At 71.3% G+C, this 14,894-nt stretch carries 16 protein-coding genes; 8 read left to right on the top strand and 8 right to left on the bottom strand.

Translation table 11 applies throughout. From position 1 onward, the window contains the following. The first annotated feature begins 20 nt into the window (after positions 1-20). A complete protein-coding gene (locus BMZ18_RS13125) occupies positions 21-464 on the top strand; it encodes a YdeI/OmpD-associated family protein (protein ID WP_068365311.1) in 444 nt (147 codons plus the stop codon). On the opposite strand, the gene BMZ18_RS13120 is transcribed toward BMZ18_RS13125, so the two are convergent. The 8 genes from BMZ18_RS13120 to BMZ18_RS13085 all read right to left on the bottom strand — a co-directional run bounded on the left by BMZ18_RS13120 (position 465) and on the right by BMZ18_RS13085 (position 7,663). Beyond that, positions 465-1,028 (bottom strand): sugar O-acetyltransferase, encoded by a 564-nt coding sequence (locus BMZ18_RS13120; protein WP_068365233.1) that lies wholly within the window; start codon positions 1,026-1,028, stop codon positions 465-467. It abuts the gene before it with no gap. Continuing rightward, the gene (locus BMZ18_RS13115) at positions 1,025-1,774 is read right to left on the bottom strand and encodes a type 1 glutamine amidotransferase (RefSeq protein WP_169817749.1); all 750 of its coding nucleotides are present in this window, start codon (positions 1,772-1,774) and stop codon (positions 1,025-1,027) included. The genes BMZ18_RS13120 and BMZ18_RS13115 overlap by 4 nt, the downstream gene beginning before the upstream one ends. 188 nt (positions 1,775-1,962) lie before the next feature. After that, positions 1,963-3,162: an ABC transporter permease gene (locus BMZ18_RS13110; protein WP_068365228.1), complete on the bottom strand. Its 1,200-nt coding sequence runs from the start codon at positions 3,160-3,162 to the stop codon at positions 1,963-1,965. Further along, a complete protein-coding gene (locus BMZ18_RS13105) occupies positions 3,159-4,055 on the bottom strand; it encodes an ABC transporter ATP-binding protein (protein ID WP_068365225.1) in 897 nt (298 codons plus the stop codon). The genes BMZ18_RS13110 and BMZ18_RS13105 overlap by 4 nt, the downstream gene beginning before the upstream one ends. Continuing rightward, positions 4,052-4,609 carry a hypothetical protein gene (locus BMZ18_RS13100; protein WP_068365222.1) on the bottom strand — a complete coding sequence of 186 codons (558 nt, stop codon included), beginning with the start codon at positions 4,607-4,609 and terminating at the stop codon, positions 4,052-4,054. Before BMZ18_RS13100 ends, BMZ18_RS13105 begins: the two co-directional genes overlap by 4 nt. Beyond that, positions 4,606-4,890 carry a helix-turn-helix transcriptional regulator gene (locus BMZ18_RS13095; protein WP_068365219.1) on the bottom strand — a complete coding sequence of 95 codons (285 nt, stop codon included), beginning with the start codon at positions 4,888-4,890 and terminating at the stop codon, positions 4,606-4,608. Before BMZ18_RS13095 ends, BMZ18_RS13100 begins: the two co-directional genes overlap by 4 nt. 53 nt (positions 4,891-4,943) lie before the next feature. Next, positions 4,944-6,578 carry an ABC-F family ATP-binding cassette domain-containing protein gene (locus tag BMZ18_RS13090; RefSeq protein WP_068365216.1) on the bottom strand — a complete coding sequence of 545 codons (1,635 nt, stop codon included), beginning with the start codon at positions 6,576-6,578 and terminating at the stop codon, positions 4,944-4,946. Continuing rightward, positions 6,575-7,663: an NAD(P)-binding domain-containing protein gene (locus BMZ18_RS13085; protein ID WP_068365213.1), complete on the bottom strand. Its 1,089-nt coding sequence runs from the start codon at positions 7,661-7,663 to the stop codon at positions 6,575-6,577. The genes BMZ18_RS13090 and BMZ18_RS13085 overlap by 4 nt, the downstream gene beginning before the upstream one ends. Before the next feature lie 29 nt (positions 7,664-7,692). Between BMZ18_RS13085 and BMZ18_RS13080 the strand changes: the two genes are divergently transcribed. From BMZ18_RS13080 to BMZ18_RS13050, 7 genes are read left to right on the top strand one after another with little or no spacing between them, the layout of a single operon-like run. Next, a complete protein-coding gene (locus BMZ18_RS13080) occupies positions 7,693-8,424 on the top strand; it encodes an enoyl-CoA hydratase (RefSeq protein ID WP_068365210.1) in 732 nt (243 codons plus the stop codon). Between the two features lie 3 nt (positions 8,425-8,427). Beyond that, positions 8,428-9,537 (top strand): MBL fold metallo-hydrolase, encoded by a 1,110-nt coding sequence (locus BMZ18_RS13075; RefSeq protein WP_068365208.1) that lies wholly within the window; start codon positions 8,428-8,430, stop codon positions 9,535-9,537. Positions 9,538-9,547: 10 nt separating this feature from the next. Beyond that, positions 9,548-9,736, top strand: coding sequence for an antitoxin (locus BMZ18_RS13070; protein ID WP_068102814.1), 189 nt, complete (start codon positions 9,548-9,550; stop codon positions 9,734-9,736). A gap of 36 nt (positions 9,737-9,772) precedes the next feature. Next, positions 9,773-11,398, top strand: a complete 1,626-nt coding sequence (locus BMZ18_RS13065) for a Na+/H+ antiporter (protein WP_068365205.1) — start codon at positions 9,773-9,775, stop codon at positions 11,396-11,398. A gap of 5 nt (positions 11,399-11,403) precedes the next feature. After that, positions 11,404-12,627, top strand: a complete 1,224-nt coding sequence (locus tag BMZ18_RS13060; protein ID WP_068365203.1) for a lipase family protein — start codon at positions 11,404-11,406, stop codon at positions 12,625-12,627. After that, the gene (locus BMZ18_RS13055; RefSeq protein WP_082895149.1) at positions 12,624-13,778 is read left to right on the top strand and encodes a sensor histidine kinase; all 1,155 of its coding nucleotides are present in this window, start codon (positions 12,624-12,626) and stop codon (positions 13,776-13,778) included. Before BMZ18_RS13060 ends, BMZ18_RS13055 begins: the two co-directional genes overlap by 4 nt. Beyond that, entirely contained in the window at positions 13,775-14,866 is a 1,092-nt protein-coding gene (locus BMZ18_RS13050) for a hypothetical protein (RefSeq protein WP_068365200.1), read from the top strand. Before BMZ18_RS13055 ends, BMZ18_RS13050 begins: the two co-directional genes overlap by 4 nt. The last annotated feature ends 28 nt before the right edge of the window (positions 14,867-14,894 follow it).

The following is a 14,894-nucleotide window of genomic DNA, read 5'->3' as shown; positions in this document are numbered from 1 at the left end:
GCTCCGCTACGTTGTGCCGCGTGACCGGCCTCCGTCTGACCACCGAACTCGCCCGCCGCGGTCCGGCCGCAGCGATCGTCCTGACCGACGATCAGGTCGCGACGCTCGGCTCCGCCAAGACCCCGCCGGTGCGGGTGACCATCGGGGGAGTGACCGTGCGCGTCCGGATCGGCCGGATGGGTGGGGAGAACCTCGTCGGCCTGAACAAGGCCGTGCGTGCGGAACTCGGAGTCGAGGCGGGGCAGACCGTCGACGTCCTCGTCGAACTCGACGAGCAGCCGCGCGAGGTCGACGTCCCCACCGAGCTCGCCGAGGCCCTGGACGCGGAAGGCTTGCGGGCGGCGTTCGACGCGCTCGCCCCGTCGGCCCGCAAGGAACACGCCCGCTCCGTCGCGGACGCGAAGCGGGCGGATACCCGCGCCCGCCGCGTGGAGGCCGTGGTGGCGTCGCTCCGCGGGTCCTGATCAGTCCGTCGGGAGGTTCTTGACCACCCGCGCCGGCGTGCCGACCGCGACCACGTTCGGCGGCAGGTCCGTCGTCACGACGGCCCCGGCCCCGACCACCGTGTTCTCCCCGATCGTGACGCCCGCGCACACGATGACGCCGCCGCCCAGCCACACGTTGTCGCCCACCGTGATCGGCTCCGCCGACTCCCACTTCGCCCGTCGGGCTTCGGGTTCGAGGGGGTGAGTGGCGGTGAGGAGTTGCACGTTCGGCCCGATCTGACAGTCCGCCCCGATCGTGATCCGGCCGACGTCGAGCAGCACGGCACCGAAGTTCACGAACGTGCCTGCGCCGATGCGGATTCCGTATCCGTAGTCCGCCTGCAGGGGTGGCCGGATCTCGACACCGTCTCCCACCTCGTCGAGCAGTTCCTCGAGAAGCGCTCGTCGTGCGGCGGCATCTCCGGGTGCCGAGTGGTTGTAGGTGTGCAGCAGTTCCGCTGCGCGCAGTGCGTCGGCCTGCAGTTCGGGATCGTCCGCGCGGTACGGCTCACCCGCGAGCATCCGCGCCTTCTGTCCGGTCATCGCTCCGCTCCGATCATGGCGGCCGCCGGGGTCCGCCGGTGTGCTCGCACGACGTCGGCGAACCGGCGCGCGAGGATCGCCGAACCCGATTCGATCAGCGCGTCGTGCGCCACCAGGTCCGCGAACGCGGCAGTAAGCCGGTCCGCGTCGTCCGGTGCCGCCGCGCGGGAGTCCGCGACCCAGCGCTCGAAGCGCCCGGGCGAGACCTCCGGATGGAACTGCACCCCCCACACGGCCCGACCCACTCGGAACGCCTGGTTCTCGTACCGGTCGGACGAGGCCAGTAGCTGGGCGCCGTCGGGCAGTCGCGCGATGCGGTCGTAGTGGTGCTCGGCGACGAGGATCGACGGCCCCGACTCGCAGAACAGCGGATCGTCGTCGGTGTCGGTCAGGTCCAGCCGCACCGCCCCGATCTCCGACGGCCCGTCGCCCACCGTCACCTGCCCGCCGAGCGCGTCCGCGACCAGTTGACCACCGAGGCAGATGCCCAGGGTGGGAACGTCGGTCGCCGCGGCGTCACGGATCAGCGCGCGGATGTTCGTCAGCCACGGGTAGTGCTCGTCGTCGAGGGCATTCATGTACCCGCCGAGCACGATGATGCCGTCGTGCTCCGCGACCACCGGGACGACCTCGTCGTCACAGGGGCGCACCACGTCGAGGTCGACCCCCGACTGCCGCAGCCACGCCTCGAACCTGTCGAGGCCGACCCGCGGGTCGGGTTGCACCACGAGAACGGTGGGCCTCACCACCATGCCTCCGATCCGGGCGCCGGGTGCGCCCTGCTGAGACTGAACCACAGCCACCGGGGGTGGCGGGAACCTGCGCGGGTTGTGGTCAGGTGCGCGGGTTGCAACCGGTGAAGGTGACTGCAACCTGCGCGGGACCCCCACCCGGACCACGGCCGGCACCACCGACCGCGACCCGACCACACGGCTCAGCGCCCGAGTGCTTCCTTCCACGACACGGTCCGCCCGATACGCAGGATGGAGCGCTGGTAGACCTTCGCCGCAACGACGGCGAGAAGGAGGGTCGCGAGGATCATCAGCGCGATGGTGCCCACGATCTGCACGGGCTCGGCCACCCCGGCGGCGATGCGGAGCGGCATGAGGATGGCGGAGAACGGCGGGATCCAGGACAGCACGGTCGGCAGGGTGCCGGAGGGGTCGTCGATGGAGGTGAAGGCGGCGAAGAACATGGCGAGGATGACGATCAGCAACGGCATGGTGGTCGAGTTGACGTCCTCCTGCCGGGACACCATGGACCCACCGGCGGCGTAGAGCACCGCGAAGAACGCGTAGCCGAGGACGAACCAGCCAAGGGTGGAGACGAACACGCCGACGGCGGCGCCGGTGACGGTGAGGACTCCGGTGGCGGTGCCGGCGATCAGGCCCGCGGCACCGTACGCGGCGAGTTGGACCAGGCCGACGGCCCCGATGCCGAGCACCTTGCCCCACAACAGCTGCAGCGGCCGCACGGTGGAGAGCAGCAGTTCGACCACGCGGGACGACTTCTCCTCGACCACGCCCATGGCGACGTACATGCCGAAGGTGATGATCTGGGTGTAGAGCAGGATGACGGCGACGAAGCTGAGGGCGAGGCGTTGGCCGCGGTCCTCGTCGGGCGGGTTCAGCGCGTCGACGGTGACGGTGGCTCCGGCGGCTGCTCTCGCCACGGTGGCAGGATCGACGCCCTCGGCGGTGAGTGCGTCGTTCTGCGCCTGCGTGGCGACGGCGGTGTCCAGCACCGTCTTCAGGCCGCCGGTCACGTCCTCCTTGGTGACGGCGGTGACGGCCCCGGCCTGTCCGGGAACGACGGCGACGTCGACGGAGCCGTTCTCGACCTGAGTGCGGGCGTCGTCCGCGTCGGTCAGAGCGCGGACGTCGACGGGTGTGCCGAGTTGGTCGCCGACGGCGGTGATGGTGTCGCCGAGGGCAGTGGTGCCGACGACGCCGACGGGGGTGCGCTCCGGGGCGTCGTCGCCACCGGAGAAGAAGGAGAAGGCGACGATGCCGCCGATGATGACGAGCAGCACGATGGCGTTGGAGACGAGGAAGCTCTTCTTGCGGACCTGGACGTCGAATTCACGACGGGCGACCAGGGCGATCGCGCGGCCCGACGACAGTTGCTCGTTCATGCGACGACCTCTCGGTACAGATCGGTGAGGGAGGGCAGGGTGCGGGCAAATTCGTGCACGGGTCCGGTGGCGAGCGCGGCGGCGAGGATCGCCTGGTCGTCGGCGTTCTCGCCGAGTGCCAGTGCGGTGCGCCCGTTTTCGTGGGAGACGGTGGTGACGCCGGGCAGGTGGTCGGCCCAGCCGGCCGGGGCGTGCGGGGCGTGGACGGTGAGGGTGGTGCCGTCCCGGCCGCGCAGTTCGTCGACGGGCCCGACGGCCTTCATGCGTCCGCCGCCGATGATGCCGACGCGGTGGCAGAGACGCTGTACGAGGTCGAGTTGGTGACTGGAGAACAGCACGGGCACACCGGCGTTCGCCTTCTCGAGCAGGACGTCGCTCATGGTGTCGACGGCGACAGGGTCGAGTCCGGAGAAGGGCTCGTCGAGCACGAGGACGGCCGGGTCGTGGACCAGGGCGGCGGCGAGCTGGACGCGCTGCTGGTTGCCGAGGGACAGCGAGTCGACGGTGTCGTTCACGCGGCCCTCGATGCCGAGGCGCTCGGTCCACCGCTGAACGGCCGCGGTGGCGTCGGACCGGGACAGTCCGTGCAGCTCGGCCAGGTACCGAAGTTGGTTGCCCACCTTCATCTTCGGGTAGAGACCGCGTTCTTCGGGCATGTAGCCGACGGTGCGGCGCACCTCGAGGTCGATGGGTCGCCCGTCGATCCGAGCTTCGCCCGCGTCGGCGGAGAGGACGCCCAGGGTGATGCGCATCGTGGTGGTCTTGCCGGCGCCGTTGCTGCCGACGAAGCCGAAAACCTCGCCGGGGTGGACGGTGAAGCCGACGCCGTCGAGCGCCACGGTGTCTCCGTAACGTTTGCGCAGTCCGTCGATCTCGAGGGTGGAGCCGTTCATGCCGTGCCCTTTCGATAGGTGTCCGATTCATCCTCGGGGTCCGGATCGGGTCGCGTCCACGCCAACACGGCGGTGGCACTGCAGCCGCCGATCATCAAGCACGCGAGCACGAGGATCGAGCCCGAGGCCGCCAGGGTGGTCCCGTCCATCGAGGACCACTGCGATCCGAGGTAGAGGTAGAACGTGGGGACGAGGGTGAGAGTCTGGGTGACGGTCAGGGCGAGGGACCGAGCCTCGTTGCGCTGAGCCAGTTCTCGCTCGTCGAGTGCACCGGTGGGACTGTCTCCGCGCTCGGAGACGATCTGCAGGGTCGTCCACACCGGGATGAAGACGACGCACAGTGCGGCGAAGGCCAGGACACCGGCGCCGGGGGCGAATGCCGTCGCCACCCCCGCGGCGATCATGGCGGCGAACACGACGCCCAGCAGGACGACGAGCAGCCGACGCCGGGCGTGCGTTCGCCACCCGGGCAGCCAGCGTGCGGTCTGTTCCTGGCGCTGCAGGTACTTCCGAGTGCGTCTAGCCTGGTAGCGCTCGAACGCGGTGTCGCTCATCGGTCACCTTCCGTCGTGGTCGGGCGTCGATAGACCTCGGCCGACAGGGGGCCGAACTCGGTCCGGGAGAAGACGGCTTCGACGGGGAGGTCGAAGACGTCGCAGATGCGCAGGGCGAGGTCGAGGCTCGGGTAGTGATCACCGCGCTCGAGCGCGCCGACGGTCTGGGGATTGACCTCCACCAGGTCGGCCAGCTGCGCTCGCGTCATGCGCCGTTCGGCGCGCAGGACGCCGATGCGGTTGTGAATGGGGAGGGTTGTTCCCCGTTTGACCGGGCTCATGTATCGAAGTGTTGTAAAAACACAACGACTTGTCAACCAGTGCGGCGAAACGGTCAGTTCTCGCGCAGCTGCCCCTCGTCGACGACCCAGCGCCGCGTGCTGGTCACCGCGTCCAGCATCCGACGGTCGTGGGTCACCAGCAGCAGCGTGCCCTCGTACGACGCCAGTGCCGCTTCGAGCTGCTCGATCGCGGGAACGTCCAGATGGTTGGTCGGCTCGTCGAGCACCAGCAGGTTGACCCCGCGCGCCTGCAGCAGGGCGAGGCTCGCCCGGGTCCGCAGACCGGGGGAGAGGGTGTGCGCCGGGTGCAGCGCCGCATCGCCTCGCAACCCGAACTTGGCGACGAGCGTGCGGACGTCCGCGTCCGGCCACTCCGGCACCGCGGCGGAGAGCACCTCGGCCACCGACCGATCGCCGGCGAAGGCCGACCGCGCCTGGTCCATCTCCCCGATCGCGACACCCGATCCGAGACTCACCGAGCCCGACGTCGGGGCCACCCGCCCCAGAATGAGGTGCAGCAGAGTCGTTTTCCCGGATCCGTTCGCGCCCGTGACGACGATGCGGTCGCCGGCGTCGATCTGCGCGGTGATGGGCCCGAGCCGGAATCGATCACGCGCGACCACCGCGTCGCGCAGCGTGGCCACCACGGATCCGCTGCGGGGCGCGGCGGCGATCTCCATCCGCAGTTCCCATTCCTTGCGCGGCTCCTCCACCACCTCGAGTCGCTCGATGCGGCGCTGGGTCTGACGGGCTTTCGCCGCCTGCTTCTCGGTCGACTCGGCTCGGACCTTGCGTCCGGCCTTGTCGTTGTCCGATGCTTTACGACGGGCGTTGCGCACGCCGTGCTCGAGCCAGTTACGTTGCATGCGTGCGCGTTCCTCGAGTCCCGCTCGCGTGTCCGCGTACGCCTCGTACTCCTCGCGGGCGTGACGACGCGCGACGGCGCGTTCGACGAGGTAGGCCTCGTACCCGCCGTCGTACACCGCGATGCGCTGCTGGGCGAGATCGAGTTCGACGATGCCGGTGACGGCGCGGGCGAGGAACTCTCGGTCGTGACTGACGATCATGACGGCGCACCGTGCGTCGGCCACGAATCGCTCGAGCCGGTCTAGTCCTGCGAGGTCGAGATCGTTGGTCGGCTCGTCGAGCAGGAGAACGTCGTAGCGGGCGAGCAGGATCGCCGCGAGCGACACCCGAGCGGCCTGACCGCCGGAGAGCGAGGCCATCGGCGCGTCGACGTCCACCGAGAGGCCCAGTTCGTCGAGCACCGCGTCCGTCCGCTCGGCGAGGTCGGCTCCGCCGAGCGCGAGCCACCGTTCCAGCGCGGGCGTGTAGGTGTCCTCGCCGTCGCCGCTGCCCAGCGCGTCGGCGGCGGCGTTCATCGCATCCTCGGCGCCGCGAACGCCGGTGCGCCGCTGCAGGAACGCCGCGACCGTCTCGTCCGGAACGGTGCCCGGTTCCTGGGCGAGGTAGCCCACCGTGGCGTCGGACGGGGTGAGGATGACGCTGCCGTCGTACTCGGCGTCGGACACCCCCGCCGCGATGGTCAGCAGGGTCGACTTGCCGGCACCGTTGGCGCCGACCAGTCCGACCACCTGACCCGGTCCGACGGTCAGGTCGAGTCCCGAGAACAGGGTGCGCTCGCCGCGGTACGCGGTCAGTCCGTCGAGGCGCAGAACGGCGGTCATCGAATCCCCAACTCGGTCAGTAGTTCTCGGACGGCGACCCGTCCGGCGCGGTTGGCGCCGATGGTGCTCGCGGAGGGGCCGTAGCCGATCAGATGGACGGTCGGTCGCGTGGCGACGCGGGTGGGCACGGCCCCGTCGAGCACGATGCCCCCGCCGGGTTCCCGGAGTCGCAGCGGCGCCAGGTGGTCGAGCGCGCTGCGAAACCCGGTGGCCCACAGGATGACATCGGCGTCGCGCGTCGATCCGTCGGCCCACCGCACCCCCGTCGGCGTGATCTCGTCGAACATCGGAAGCCGCTGCAGCGCACCGCGATCACGGGCCGCGCGCAGTGCCGGGGTGAGGAGCAGACCTGTCACCGACACGACGGACCCGGGAGGCAGACCGGCGCGCACACGTTCCTCCACCCGGGCGACGGCGGCCCGCCCCTGCTCCGGGCCGAACTCGCCCTCGGTGAACCGCGGTTCGCGGCGGGTGACCCACGTGGTGGTGGCGACCTGCGAGATCTCGTCGAGCAGCTGGACGGCCGAGATTCCCCCGCCGACCACGACGACGCGCTGTCCGCCGAACTCCTCGGCGGTGTCGTAGTCCTTGGTGTGCAGCTGGCGTCCGCGGAAGGTCGCCGCGCCCGGGTAGACGGGAACGAAGGGGTGCTCCCACGTTCCGGTGGCGTTGATCAGCCCGCGGGCCGACACCACCCCACCCTCGGCCTCGACGCGGTAGCGGGATCCGCGCTCGCAGACCACCGACACCCGGCCGGGCCGCCGGACGGGCAGATCGAACCGTCGCTCGTACTCGGCGTAGTAGTGGGGAACCGCCTTGGACGCGGGGACGGCGGCGGGATCGTCGTGCTCGCCGAGCGTCTCGGCGAACGGCAGCCCGGGCAGGTCGTGCACGCCGTTGACGGTGGCCAGCGTGAGGGACGGCCACCGGAACTGCCACGCCCCGCCCGGCCCCGGCGAGCCGTCGAGGACGACGTGGCCGTCCGGTCCGGTCAGGCCCGCGCGGTGCAGGAAGTACGACGCCGACAGTCCTGCCTGCCCGGCGCCGATCACCGCCACCTCGACCTCGCGCACAGCCTCCTGCATGCGTTCAGTACAGCAGGTAGGTTCGGCACGTGATCGGAACGAGTCGGCGCGGAGGCGTCCTGACGGTGGAGTTGCAACGGCCGGAGCGGCGTAACGCCTTGAACGCCGAGCTGTGCCGGGAACTGCGCGCGGCGGTCGAAGCCGCGCCGGCGGACGGGGTCCGTGTCGTCGTGATCACCGGTCAGGGCAGCAGTTTCTGCGCCGGAGCGGACCTGAGCGGGGACATCGCCGCCACCGAGTTCCCGGAAGCACTGGTGGCGCTGCACCGTTCGATCGAGACGCTGCCGATTCCCGTGGTGGCGGCCGTGAACGGACCGGCGGTGGGCGCGGGCACGCAACTCGCACTGGCGGCGGATCTGCGGGTGGTGTCGCCGTCGGCGTTCTTCGCGATTCCCTCCACCCGGCTCGCGATCGCGGTCGATTCCTGGACGGTGCGCCGGTTGACGTCGCTGGCCGGCGGAGGCCCGGCGCGCACCGTGCTCCTGGGGGCGGAGCGGCTCACCGCGGAGGAGGCCCTGGCCTGCGGACTCGCCAACCGCCTCGGCGAGCCGAGCGACGCGCAGGAGTGGGCCGACCGCATCGCGACCCTCGCGCCGCTGTCGCTGCGGCACCTCAAGCTCGTGTTCAACGACGACGGCACCCGCGCCCCGGACACCGAGGCCCAGCAGGAGGCGTATCGGGCCGCCTGGGCCAGCGAGGACGCCGTCGAGGCGCGCACCGCACGTCGGGAGAAGCGCGACCCGGTGTTCCAGGGGAGGTAGCAGGTGAGGATCGCAACGGCCGTGGCCGCCGCGGTGGCGGCGGCAGGCGCGGCATGGGTGGCATCGGCGGCGCGGGGAGTGCCGTCGTCGCTCGGGGCGAGCCGGGCGGCGGTGCGGCCCTACGCGGCCGCGTCGTCCCACTATCGGGACGGCAGATTCCACAACACCGCGCCCGCGTCCGTCGTCGATCCGGCCGAGCAGGCGAGCATCGGCATGGCGATGCTGCGTCGCGGCGATCGCGGCAAGCCTCCGCGTCCGGTCCCACTGGCCACCCCGCTCGCACCGGCCGACGCCGCGGATCTCGCGGCCACCTGGTTCGGGCACTCGTCGGTGATCGTCGAGATCGACGGCCGCCGCGTGCTGACCGATCCGGTGTGGAGTCGCCGCGTGTCCCCGTCGCGCGTGGTGGGACCCTCGCGTCTGCATCCCGTTCCCGTTGCGCTCGAAGCGCTTCCCCCGATCGACGCGATCCTGATCTCCCACGACCACTACGACCACCTGGACCGCGACACCGTCACCACGCTGGTCCGAACCCAGCAGGCGCCGTTCCTGGTTCCCCTGGGCGTGGGCGCGCACCTGCGGCGGTGGGCGGTGCCGGAGGACCGGATCGTCGAACTGGACTGGAACGACGGCAGTGCAGTCGCCGGGCTGCGCATCACCTGTCTCGAGGCCCGGCACTTCTCCGGCCGCACCTTCGCGCGCGACACCACCCAGTGGGCGTCGTGGTCGGTGGTCGGTCCCGAGCATCGCGCGTTCTTCGGTGGGGACACCGGGTACACCGAGGCGTTCGGCGACATCGGATCCCGCCTCGGACCGTTCGATCTCACGCTCCTGCCCATCGGTGCGTACGACGTGCGGTGGCCGGACATCCACATGAACCCCGAGGAGGCCGTCCGGGCGCACGCAGACCTTCAGGGCGGTCGATCGGACGTCGGTGTCCTTCTCCCCGTCCACTGGGGCACGTTCGACCTGGCGTTCCACTCCTGGGCCGAGCCGGTGGAGCGGCTGCTTGCCGCGGCGGACCCGGTGTCGACGCCCGTGGTGGTTCCGATGGTGGGCCAGCGCGTGGATCTGATCCGGCCGCAACCGGGTCGCCGGTGGTGGACGACGTAAACTGGGCGCCATGGCATTCGCGGACGAGTTGAAGAAGCTGATCGGCAAGGGCAAGCAGGCCGCTGCGCAGAACTCCGACAAGATCGAGCAGGCCGTGGACAAGGCCGCCGATTTCGCGGACAAGAAGACCGGCGGCAAGTACGCCCAGCAGATCGACAAGGTGCAGGACGCCGCGAAGAAGGCGATCCCGGACAAGTGACCCGGTAGATCACCGGCGCTCGGGTAGTCGATCCGCATGGACGGCTGGCTCCTGCTTCTCGTGGTCGCGGGTGCCGTCGTCGTCGCGGGTTTCGCGCGTCGGCTCGACCTCCAGGCGCCGCTGGTCCTGGTGGCGGTGGGCTCGGTCGCCTCGTTCGTCCCCGGCCTGCCGCGGCCGGCTCTGGACCCGGAACTGCTTCTGGGCGTGATCCTTCCGCCGTTGTTGTACTCGGCGGCGATCGACTTCTCCTTCGCGTCCTTCCGTCGCAACCTGCGGGCGATCGTGCGACTCGGCGTCGGCCTGGTGGTGATCACCACCGTCGCGGTCGGCTTTTTCTCGTCCTGGTTGGTTCCCGAACTCACGCTGGGCGCCGCCCTGGTCCTGGGGGCGGTGGTCGCGCCTCCCGACGCAGTGTCGGCCGTGGCCGTCGGGCGGCGGCTCGGCCTCCCGCACCGCATGATGTCCATTCTCACGGGGGAGTCGCTGGTCAACGACGCCGCCGCGCTGACGCTGTTCACCATCGCCGTCGCGTCCGTGACGGGCAATCGCATCGACCTCGAACCGCCGGTGTTGTTCTTCGCCTACGAGGTGGCCGCGGGTATCGGAGTCGGGTGGATCGTCGGGCGGGTCGTGCGCTTCGTGCGTCGGCATCTGGCCGACAGCGCCCTCGAGACCGTCCTGGGCATCATCGTTCCCTTCGCGGCATACCTCGCGGCGGAGCAGGTGCACTCCTCCGGTGTGCTCGCCGTCGTCACGGCGGGATTCGTTCTGGGGTCGGCGCGCAGTTCCGACGCCATCCCCACCCGCATCCAGGAACGGCACGTGTGGCGGACGCTGGACCTGGTGCTCGAGACGTTCGTGTTCGCGTACATGGGTCTGCAGCTGAAGTTCGTCGTCGACGATCTGCGCGGGGAAGGACTCCCCGTCCATCACGTCTTCCTCTACGGCCTGCTCGTGTTGCTCCTGGTCATGGCGGTCCGGCCCCTCGCGCTGTTCGTCGGCACCGCGTTGCGACGGGTGGTGGGCAGGATTCGGTCTCGACCGCACTCCGAGCTGAGTTGGACGCAGACCCTGGTGCTGTCCTGGGCCGGCATGCGCGGGGTGGTCACCCTGGCGGCGGCGGCCGGTGTGCCGTTCGTGACCGCCTCGGGCGCGGACTTTCCCGGCCGCGGTGTCATCTCCGCCATCGCGTTCACCGTGGCGGTGGGGACCCTGCTGATCCAGGGCATCACCCTGCCGATGGTCATCCGGCGCCTCGACATCGCCGACCCCGCCGAGATCCGGTACGTCGAGGAGCAACGCGCCCTGGCGCGCCGCATCTCCCGACGGGCCGTCGTCGACTGCCTCGACGAGGCACGGCGATCGCTGAAGGGCACCGACGCCGAGGGCGTGGTCGACCGCGTGCGACGGGTCACCCTCGCCCGCCTCGAGGCCGACGAGACGGAGGACGAGGAGCAGCCCGCGGACCGGTTCTCGGCCACCAGCGCCGCGTTCGATCGCTGGCGACGGACGGTGCTGGTCCGTCAGCGCGAGGCGTTGCTCGACGCGCGGGATCGCGGCGAACTGGACGACGAGGTGTTGCGTACCGTGTTGGACGGGCTCGACATCGAGCAGGCGGCCACCGAGACCCGGTTGCAGCGATTCACCACCGAGAGGGGCTGACGGAAGTGCGGTACCGCCGGACGTTCGGGACGATCGCGGCGGCCGCGGTGCTGGCCGTGGCGGGATGCGGGGCGGATTCGACGTCGTCGTCCGCCGCCGGGTCGTCCTCCGGCACGACCACGGCCGCCCCCACCACTCCTGCGCCGCAGGGTGACGAGCGCGGAGCCGTCACCTCCGACGTGGTGCTGGGTCAGGTCGATCAGAGCGTCACGGCGCTGGGCGCCACCGCGCATCGCATCACCTATCGGTCGACCTTCGGGATCGACGGCAGCGGCGTGGACGTCACGGGCACCGTCTTCGTCCCCGGTGGTCTGCCCCCCGCGGGCGGATGGCCCGTGGTGTCCGTCGCGCACGGCACCACCGGCGTGACGGACGAGTGCGCGCCGTCCCTGTACCCGAACCTGTTGGGCGCCATCGGCATGGTGACGCCGTTCCTCGAGCGCGGCGCCGTGGTGACCGTGAGCGACTACCAGGGACTCGGCAGCCCCGGACCGCATCCCTACCTCGATGCGCCCTCCGCCGGGTACGACGTCATCGACGCGGTGCGTGCGGCGCGGAACGTGGTGCCCGGCACCGGGACTCGCTGGGCGGCCGTCGGCGTCTCGCAGGGTGGACAGGCCTCGTGGGCGGCCAACGAGATGGCCGCCACGTACGGCGACGGCCTCGAGCTGGTGGGGACGGCGAACCTCTCTCCCGCGGCCGACCTCCGTGCGATCGCCCCGCCGGAGGGGCTCGGCGACCTCACGCTGCCGCAGCGCGGGATCCTGCCGTTCGTCGTCGAGGGATTCCTGGTGTCCTACCCGCAATTCCGGGACTCGGACTTCCTCTCCGGTGGGCTGCTCGCGGGCAAGGACGTCCTGCTCGCCTGCACCGGTCCGCTCGCTGCCGAGAAGCTGACGGCCGTGGCCGCCATCGGTCCCGACGACGTTCGCCCGAGTTCGCCGGAGGCCTACGCCGCCATGCGGGAGTGGTTGGGTCGCAACGCACTTCCGCAGTCCGGTGCCACCGCCCCGATGATGGTGCTGGTCGGCGGCCGGGACAATCTCATCGAACCCGAGTGGACCGAGGAGGCGTCGCGTGCCGCGTGCGCGGGGGGTGACCGTCTGGACTTCCGCTTCCGACCCGATCAGGGCCACGCCGATTCCGCCGCCACCGACGAGGCGGTGTCGTGGGTGACCGACCGCTTCGTCGGGACGCCGTCGGCGAACACGTGTGACCTGCTCTCGTGACCGCGACGACGGCGGTGGTGCTCGTCGCGATCGTCGCGGCGGTGGTCGCCGCCGTCGTCGTCATCACGCGGCGAGGAACGCGGCCGCTCACCACGACCACCGAACGCGCCGTCCACGCGGCCCTGTCCACAGCGTCGTCCGCCGCGCGCCCGCTGCGCCGCGGACTCGACGCCGATTCCGCCGCCGACGCGGCGCCCCACCTGCGCACCCTGACCGGCGCCCACGCGGTGATCGTCGCCGGCCCGGACGGCACGGTGCTGGCGCTGAACGGGCCGGCCGACGAGGAGACCTCGGACTTCCCGACCACCGCACGTCGGGCGATCGACACCGAACGTCGGGTGTTGGTCCGACGAACCACGCGGTCCGTCGTCGTCCAGCCGGTGCTCACCGAGTCGGCCGGGGTGGTGTGCGTGCTGGGCGTCGTGACGGCGGCCGAACCGGGACCGGGCCTCCTCGGCGTCTGCACCGAGGTGGCGCGCTACGTGGGCGAGCAGCTCGAACTGGCCGAGCTGGACGCCGGCCGGGCGCGCCTCGACCGCGCCGAGGTCCGCGCGCTGCGGGCGCAGATCAGCCCGCACTTCATCTACAACGCCCTGACCACGGTGGCGTCGTTCGTCCGGACCGATCCGGATCGCGCACGCGAGCTGGTGCTCGAGTTCGCCGACTTCACCCGCTACTCCTTCCGCTCCGCCGGTGAATACACCGTGTTGGCGGACGAACTGCGCAACATCGATCGCTACCTCACCCTCGAGCGCGCCCGCTTCGGTGACTCGCTCGACGTGACTCTGCAGATCGCGCCGGAGGTCCTGGGCGTCGTCGTGCCGTTCCTCGCGTTGCAGCCGCTGGTGGAGAACGCCGTGCGGCACGGTGTGGCCGGACGCGGGCGAGGGCGCATCACCATCGTCGCCGCCGACGCCGGCACGGACGCCGCGATCAGCGTCGAGGACGACGGGGTGGGCATGGATCCCGAACTTCTGCGCTCGGGCGACCTCGGTGCCGCGGACGGTGTGCACGTGGGCCTGTCCAACGTCGACGACCGGCTGCGCGCGGCCTTCGGCAACGACTACGGCCTGGTCGTGGAGACGGCGCCCGACGCCGGGACGAAGGTGAGCATGCGAGTGCCGAAGTTCCGTCCCGGGGTGCGCGCGTGAGAGCGACGGTCGCCCTCGTCCTGTCCGGATTCCTCGCGGCCGTTCTGCTGACGCGGGAGCCGACGACTGGAGTCGTCGCCGCCGGATCGATCGGCGGGGTGGACTCGGGTGTCGTCGTCCTCGCGGGCGCCGTGATCGCCGCCGGTGTGGTGGCTGCACTCGTCCGGCGGGCGGCGCTGGCGAGTGCGACCGGGATCGGCGCAGCACTGACGGCCGGAGCGTCGCTCCTGGCCGCGTCTCCGGACATGGCGGTGCCGATCGGCACGATTGCCGGCGGCGTACTGCTGGGCGCGGCGTCGGTCCTGGCCGGGGCGACGTCCGCTCGGCGCGCCTGGCTCGCCGCAGCGACCGTCGGCGGGCTGTTCGTCGGGGGACTCGTCGAGAGCCTGGACCCCGGCCGACGCGAGGTCCCGGGCCGCTACGCCGAGTACGTCCTCGCCTCCGAACAGCCGACGCCCGTCGTCGTGCCGATTGTGGCCGCGCTGACCGCGGTGGCGTGGGTGTGGACGACGCTGCGGTCGGACCTTCCGGCGGCTCCCGACCGACGATCCACTCCGATTCCGGGCCGTGTCGTCGTGCCGATCCTGGCGGGCACGGCGGTGCTCGCAGCAGCGTCGACGGCGGCCGGTGTCGCGATCGACGTCGCGGCCGGCCCGGCATGGACGATCGGCAGCATCGTCGTGCTGCTGGCACTGATCGTGCTCGGGGCGGCGCTGGGCCGGCGGTGGCCGCGTCCGAGTGTCGGTATCGGGGTGCTCGTCCTCGTCTGCCTGACCTCGCTTGCCGACGGCCCGCCGTGGGACAACCTCTGGTTCGTCGCGGGCCTGCTGGTGCTCCCCGCGGCGGCGGCCTTCCTGTTCGCCTCGGTCGTGCGCACGCCGACGGCGACAGGATGGGCGCTCGGCCTGGCCGTCCCGCTCGCGGTCTCCGTTCCCGCCGTCCGCGACGTCGGGTGGACGGCCTACACCCCACTCGACGCCCCGACCACCTCGCTGCTCGGCGACGTCGTGCTGCCGCTGGGCATTGTCGTCGGGACCGTCCTGGTCGCCGGAATCGGCATTGCCCTGCTGGGTCGTCGCGCGCCCTGATCCGCCGACCGTCCGAGCGCGCACGGCA

The organism is Rhodococcoides kroppenstedtii, from assembly GCF_900111805.1.
In the GTDB taxonomy this organism is placed as follows: domain Bacteria; phylum Actinomycetota; class Actinomycetes; order Mycobacteriales; family Mycobacteriaceae; genus Rhodococcoides; species Rhodococcoides kroppenstedtii.
The sequence above is the reverse complement of the archived record's forward strand: the minus strand, read 5'-3'. Positions and strand labels throughout refer to the sequence as shown.

What these genes read in the sequence shown, in the direction of transcription:
- BMZ18_RS13100 (WP_068365222.1), bottom strand. Translation starts at nt 4,609, where the DNA reads ATGAGCGACACCGCGTTCGAGCGCTACCAGGCTAGACGCACTCGGAAG.
- BMZ18_RS13090 (WP_068365216.1), bottom strand. Translation starts at nt 6,578, where the DNA reads ATGACCGCCGTTCTGCGCCTCGACGGACTGACCGCGTACCGCGGCGAG.
- BMZ18_RS13085 (WP_068365213.1), bottom strand. Translation starts at nt 7,663, where the DNA reads ATGCAGGAGGCTGTGCGCGAGGTCGAGGTGGCGGTGATCGGCGCCGGG.
- BMZ18_RS13070 (WP_068102814.1), top strand. Translation starts at nt 9,548, where the DNA reads ATGGCATTCGCGGACGAGTTGAAGAAGCTGATCGGCAAGGGCAAGCAG.
- BMZ18_RS13105 (WP_068365225.1), bottom strand. Translation starts at nt 4,055, where the DNA reads ATGAACGGCTCCACCCTCGAGATCGACGGACTGCGCAAACGTTACGGA.
- BMZ18_RS13095 (WP_068365219.1), bottom strand. Translation starts at nt 4,890, where the DNA reads ATGAGCCCGGTCAAACGGGGAACAACCCTCCCCATTCACAACCGCATC.
- BMZ18_RS13110 (WP_068365228.1), bottom strand. Translation starts at nt 3,162, where the DNA reads ATGAACGAGCAACTGTCGTCGGGCCGCGCGATCGCCCTGGTCGCCCGT.
- BMZ18_RS13120 (WP_068365233.1), bottom strand. Translation starts at nt 1,028, where the DNA reads ATGACCGGACAGAAGGCGCGGATGCTCGCGGGTGAGCCGTACCGCGCG.
- BMZ18_RS13065 (WP_068365205.1), top strand. Translation starts at nt 9,773, where the DNA reads ATGGACGGCTGGCTCCTGCTTCTCGTGGTCGCGGGTGCCGTCGTCGTC.